Raw genomic sequence first — 4,446 nt, 5'->3', positions numbered from 1 at the left:
ACGACCTGTCCATCGTGCGGCACATCTCCGACCGCGTCGGCGTCATGTACCTCGGGAAAATGGCGGAGATCGGCACTGAGAGCCAGATCTACGACCACCCCACCCACCCGTACACCCAGGCGCTGCTCTCCGCCGTTCCGGTGCCGAACCCGGAGAACCGCGAGCAGCGCGAACGCATCCTGCTCAGCGGCGACGTGCCCTCCCCGGCCAACCCGCCGTCGGGCTGCCGGTTCCGGACCCGCTGCTGGAAGGCGCAGGACAAGTGTGCCGAGGAGGTGCCGCTGCTGGCGGTGCCGCAGCGCTTCGAGGACAGCGACACCGACGCCAAGCACGACTCGGCCTGCCACTTCGCCGAGGAGCGCAAGGTCATCCACGTCTGACCTACGCGTCCACCACGAAGGTGCCCCGGGACCGTGCCCACGGTCCCGGGGCGCCTTCGTGCGCCCCTTCCACCGTCGGCCGCCCGGGCGCCGGCCGACCCGCCGCCGGAAGAGTGGCGGGACTCCGGCATACGGGGGTTTCGCCGCGGTGATCAGCCCGAAGGAGTGTCGTTCGGGTGCGGTTTGACAGCATGAAGGGTGTTATGGGGTCAAAGTAATCTTTTGACTCCCTAGGAGGCACCTCATGCGCGGAGCCACTCGCGTCACCTGGGCCGTCGCATCGGCGACGGCCATCGCCCTCGCCGCCGGAGGGTGCGGCGGGGGCGGCAACGGCAGCGGCGGTGGCTCCGGGGTGGTCCGTGCCTCCTGGGGCGACCCGCAGAACCCGCTGGAGCCGGCCAACACCAACGAGGTGCAGGGCGGCAAGGTCCTCGACATGACGTTCCGGGGGCTCAAGCGCTACAACCCGGAGACGGGCGAGGCCGAGGACGCCATGGCCGAGTCCATCGAGACGGACGACCAGCAGAACTTCACCGTCACGCTGAAGGAGGGCTGGACCTTCAACGACGGCACCCCCGTCACCGCGGAGTCCTACGTCGACGCCTGGAACTACGGGGCGCTGCTGACCAACAACCAGGTCAACTCGTACTTCTTCCAGTTCATCGAGGGCTACGACGAGGTCCACCCCGCCGAGGAGGGCGAGGAGCCGACGGCCGAGACGATGTCGGGGCTGGAGGTCGTCGACGACCGCACCTTCACCGTCGCGCTGACCGAGAAGTTCTCCCTCTGGCCGGAGACGCTCGGCTACAACGCCTACGCGCCGCTGCCCAGGATGTTCTTCGACGACCACGAGGCCTGGCTGGAGAAGCCCGTCGGCAACGGTCCCTACAAGGTGGACTCCTACACCCGCGGCCAGTCCATGAAGCTCTCCCGGTACGAGGACTACGCGGGGGAGGACGCCGCCAACAACGAGGGCGTCGAACTGAAGGTCTACACCGACAACAACACCGCCTACACCGACCTCCAGGCCGGCAACCTCGACGTCATCGACGACGTGCCCGCCTCCCAGGTGCGCAACGCCGAGCAGGACCTCGACGGCCGCTACATCAACCAGCCGGCCGGCATCATCCAGACGTTGTCCTTCCCGCTCTACCAGGACGACTGGCAGGGTGAGGACGCGGCGAAGGTCCGGCGCGGGATCTCCAGGGCGATCAACCGCGAGGAGATCACCGACAAGATCTTCGCCGACACCCGCACCCCCGCCACCGACTTCACCTCACCGGTGCTCGGTGAGTCCGGCGGCTATGAGGAAGGCCTGTGCGGCGACGTCTGCGAGTACGACGCCGAGGAGGCCAAGAAGCTGATCGAGGAAGGCGGCGGCCTGCCCGGCGGCCGCGTCACCCTCAGCTCCAACGTCGACACCGGCTCGCACCGCCAGTGGATGGACGCCGTCTGCAACAGCATCAACAACGTGATGGACAGCAACAACGCGTGCACGGTCGACCCGGTCGCCACCTTCGCGGACTACCGCAAGCGCATCACCGGTGACCAGATGACAGGCATGTTCCGGGCCGGCTGGCAGATGGACTACCCGCTGATCCAGAACTTCCTGCAACCGCTCTACTACACGAACGCCTCCTCCAACGACACCGGCTACAGCAGCGAGGAGTTCGACCGCCTCGTCGACGAGGCCAACGCGGCCGACGACGAGGCCGGGGCGGTGGAGAAGTTCCAGGAGGCGGAGCGGGTCCTCGTCGAGGACCTGCCCGCGATCCCGCTGTGGTACCAGAACGGCAGCGCCGGCTACTCGGACCGCGTCGACAACGTCAAGCTGAACCCGTTCTCCGTCCCGGTCTACACCGACATCGAAGTCAAGTGATCCCCGCCGGGTGCCGCCGACCGGTCGGCGACACCCGGCCCGCCCCCGCTTCGTCACCTTCAGGAGGCAGCTGTGGGTCACTACGTCATCAGGCGCCTGCTCCAGATGATCCCGGTGTTCATCGGCACCACCCTGCTCATCTTCATCATGGTCCACGCGCTCGGCGACCCCGTCGCCGCGCTCTTCGGCGACCGCACCCCCGACCCCGCCACGGCCGCCCAGCTCCGCGCCGAGTTCAACCTGGACAAGCCGCTGTGGCAGCAGTACGTGCTGTACATGGGCAAGATCTTCACCGGTGACTTCGGCACGGCCTTCAACGGCCAGCCGGTGGTGGAGCTCCTGGCCACCGCGCTGCCCATCTCCTTCCGGCTGATGCTCGTCGCCATCGGCTTCGAGATCCTGCTCGGCATCACGCTCGGTGTCGTCTCCGGACTGCGCAAGGGCGGCGGCATCGACTCCACGGTGCTGCTGATGAGCCTGGTGGTCATCGCCATCCCCACGTTCGTCACCGGTGTGCTCGCGCAGTTCCTCTTCGGGGTGCAACTGGGCTGGATCTCTCCCGCGGTCAGCCCGGAGGCCCCCTTCCGCGAACTGCTGCTGCCCGGCCTCATCCTGGCCCTGGTCTCCCTCGCCTACGTCACCCGGCTGACCCGGACGTCCGTGGCCGAGAACGCGCGCGCCGACTACGTGCGCACCGCCGTGGCGAAGGGGCTGCCGCGGCGCCGGATCGCCACCCGACACCTGCTGCGCAACTCCCTGATCCCGGTGGTGACCTATCTCGGCACCGACGTCGGCAACCTGATGGCCGGCGCGCTCGTCACCGAGCGGATCTTCAACATCCAGGGCGTCGGCTACCAGCTCTACCAGGGTGTGCTGCGGCAGAACTCACCGACCGTGGTCGGCTTCGTCACCATCCTCGTGCTGGTCTTCCTGCTCGCCAACCTGTTCGTGGACCTGCTCTACGCCGTGCTCGACCCGAGGATCCGCTATGTCTGAGCCGCACTCCGGCGAAACACCCGGCGCCCCCGACACGTCCCGCGCCATCGGCGGCGCGGGCGGAGCGATCGACTTCGCCACCGCGGAGGGCGAGTCCCTGGAACACGACCCGGACCACTCCGTCTCGGACGAACCGAGCCGGGGACTGTGGTCGGACGCCTGGCACGACCTGCGGCGCCGGCCGATCTTCATCGTCTCCGCACTGCTCATCCTCTTCCTGGTGGTCATCTCCCTGTGGCCGTCCCTGATCGCGACCCGCGACCCGCTCGACTGCCAGCTGAGCCGCTCACTGGCCGGCCCGGCACCCGGGCACTGGTTCGGCTTCGACACCCAGGGCTGCGACGTCTACACGAGGACCGTGTACGGAGCCCGGGCCTCCGTCACCGTGGGCGTCTGCGCGACGCTGGGCGTCGCCCTGCTGGGCACTCTCTTCGGCGGGCTCGCCGGGTTCTTCGGCGGCGCCTGGGACGCGCTGCTGTCCCGCGTCACCGACATCTTCTTCGGCATCCCGCTGATCCTCGGCGCACTCGTCTTCCTCGCCATGATCACGGTGGAGGGCGTGTGGCCGGTGGTCGGCGTCATCACGCTGCTGGCCTGGCCGCAGATCGCCCGCATCGCCCGGGGCGCAGTCATCACGGCCAAGCAGAACGACTACGTGCTGGCCGCCCGGGCGTTGGGGGCGGGCAGCCCCCGGATGCTGCTGCGGCACATCATGCCGAACGCGATCGCCCCGGTGATCGTGGTCGCCACCATCGCGCTGGGCACCTACATCGCGCTGGAGGCGACGCTGAGCTTTCTCGGCGTCGGCCTGAGGCCGCCCACCGTGTCCTGGGGCGTGAGCATCTCCAACGCCTCGAACGGCATGCAGTTCCGCAACGCCCCGCACATCCTGATCTATCCCGCCGCCGCACTGAGCATCACCGTGCTGGCGTTCATCATGCTCGGCGACGCGGTCCGCGACGCCCTCGACCCCAAGCTGCGCTGAGGGAGGCGATGTCGTGAACCAGTCACCGGAGTCGCCACTGCTGGACGTGCGCGACCTGTACGTGGAGTTCCACACCCGTGACGGTGTGGTGAAGGCTGTCAACGGGGTGAACTACTCGGTGGATGCCGGGGAGACGTTGGCGGTGCTGGGAGAGTCGGGTTCTGGGAAGTCGGTGACCGCCCAGGCGGTGATGGGCATTCTGGACA

The 4,446-nt window shown here is 68.3% G+C and carries 5 protein-coding genes; all 5 read left to right on the top strand.

Going from position 1 to position 4,446, the window contains the following annotated elements; translation table 11 throughout:
* Positions 1-380: oligopeptide/dipeptide ABC transporter ATP-binding protein (locus tag ACYVE9_RS17010; protein ID WP_461028717.1), on the top strand; the 380-nt coding region annotated here is incomplete at its 5' end.
* Positions 381-624: 244 nt separating this feature from the next.
* Positions 625-2,259, top strand: a complete 1,635-nt coding sequence (locus ACYVE9_RS17005; protein ID WP_461028716.1) for a peptide ABC transporter substrate-binding protein — start codon at positions 625-627, stop codon at positions 2,257-2,259.
* A gap of 72 nt (positions 2,260-2,331) precedes the next feature.
* On the top strand, positions 2,332-3,255 hold the full coding sequence (locus tag ACYVE9_RS17000; protein WP_461028715.1) for an ABC transporter permease: 924 nt from the start codon (positions 2,332-2,334) through the stop codon (positions 3,253-3,255).
* The gene (locus ACYVE9_RS16995) at positions 3,248-4,240 is read left to right on the top strand and encodes an ABC transporter permease (RefSeq protein ID WP_461028714.1); all 993 of its coding nucleotides are present in this window, start codon (positions 3,248-3,250) and stop codon (positions 4,238-4,240) included. The genes ACYVE9_RS17000 and ACYVE9_RS16995 overlap by 8 nt, the downstream gene beginning before the upstream one ends.
* Before the next feature lie 13 nt (positions 4,241-4,253).
* Positions 4,254-4,446: ATP-binding cassette domain-containing protein (locus ACYVE9_RS16990; protein WP_461028713.1), on the top strand; the 193-nt coding region annotated here is incomplete at its 3' end.

It is taken from the genome of Streptomyces sparsus, assembly GCF_054776295.1.
This window is presented reverse-complemented; position numbering and strand designations above follow the sequence as displayed.

What these genes read in the sequence shown, in the direction of transcription:
- ACYVE9_RS16995 (WP_461028714.1), top strand. Translation starts at nt 3,248, where the DNA reads ATGTCTGAGCCGCACTCCGGCGAAACACCCGGCGCCCCCGACACGTCC.
- ACYVE9_RS17005 (WP_461028716.1), top strand. Translation starts at nt 625, where the DNA reads ATGCGCGGAGCCACTCGCGTCACCTGGGCCGTCGCATCGGCGACGGCC.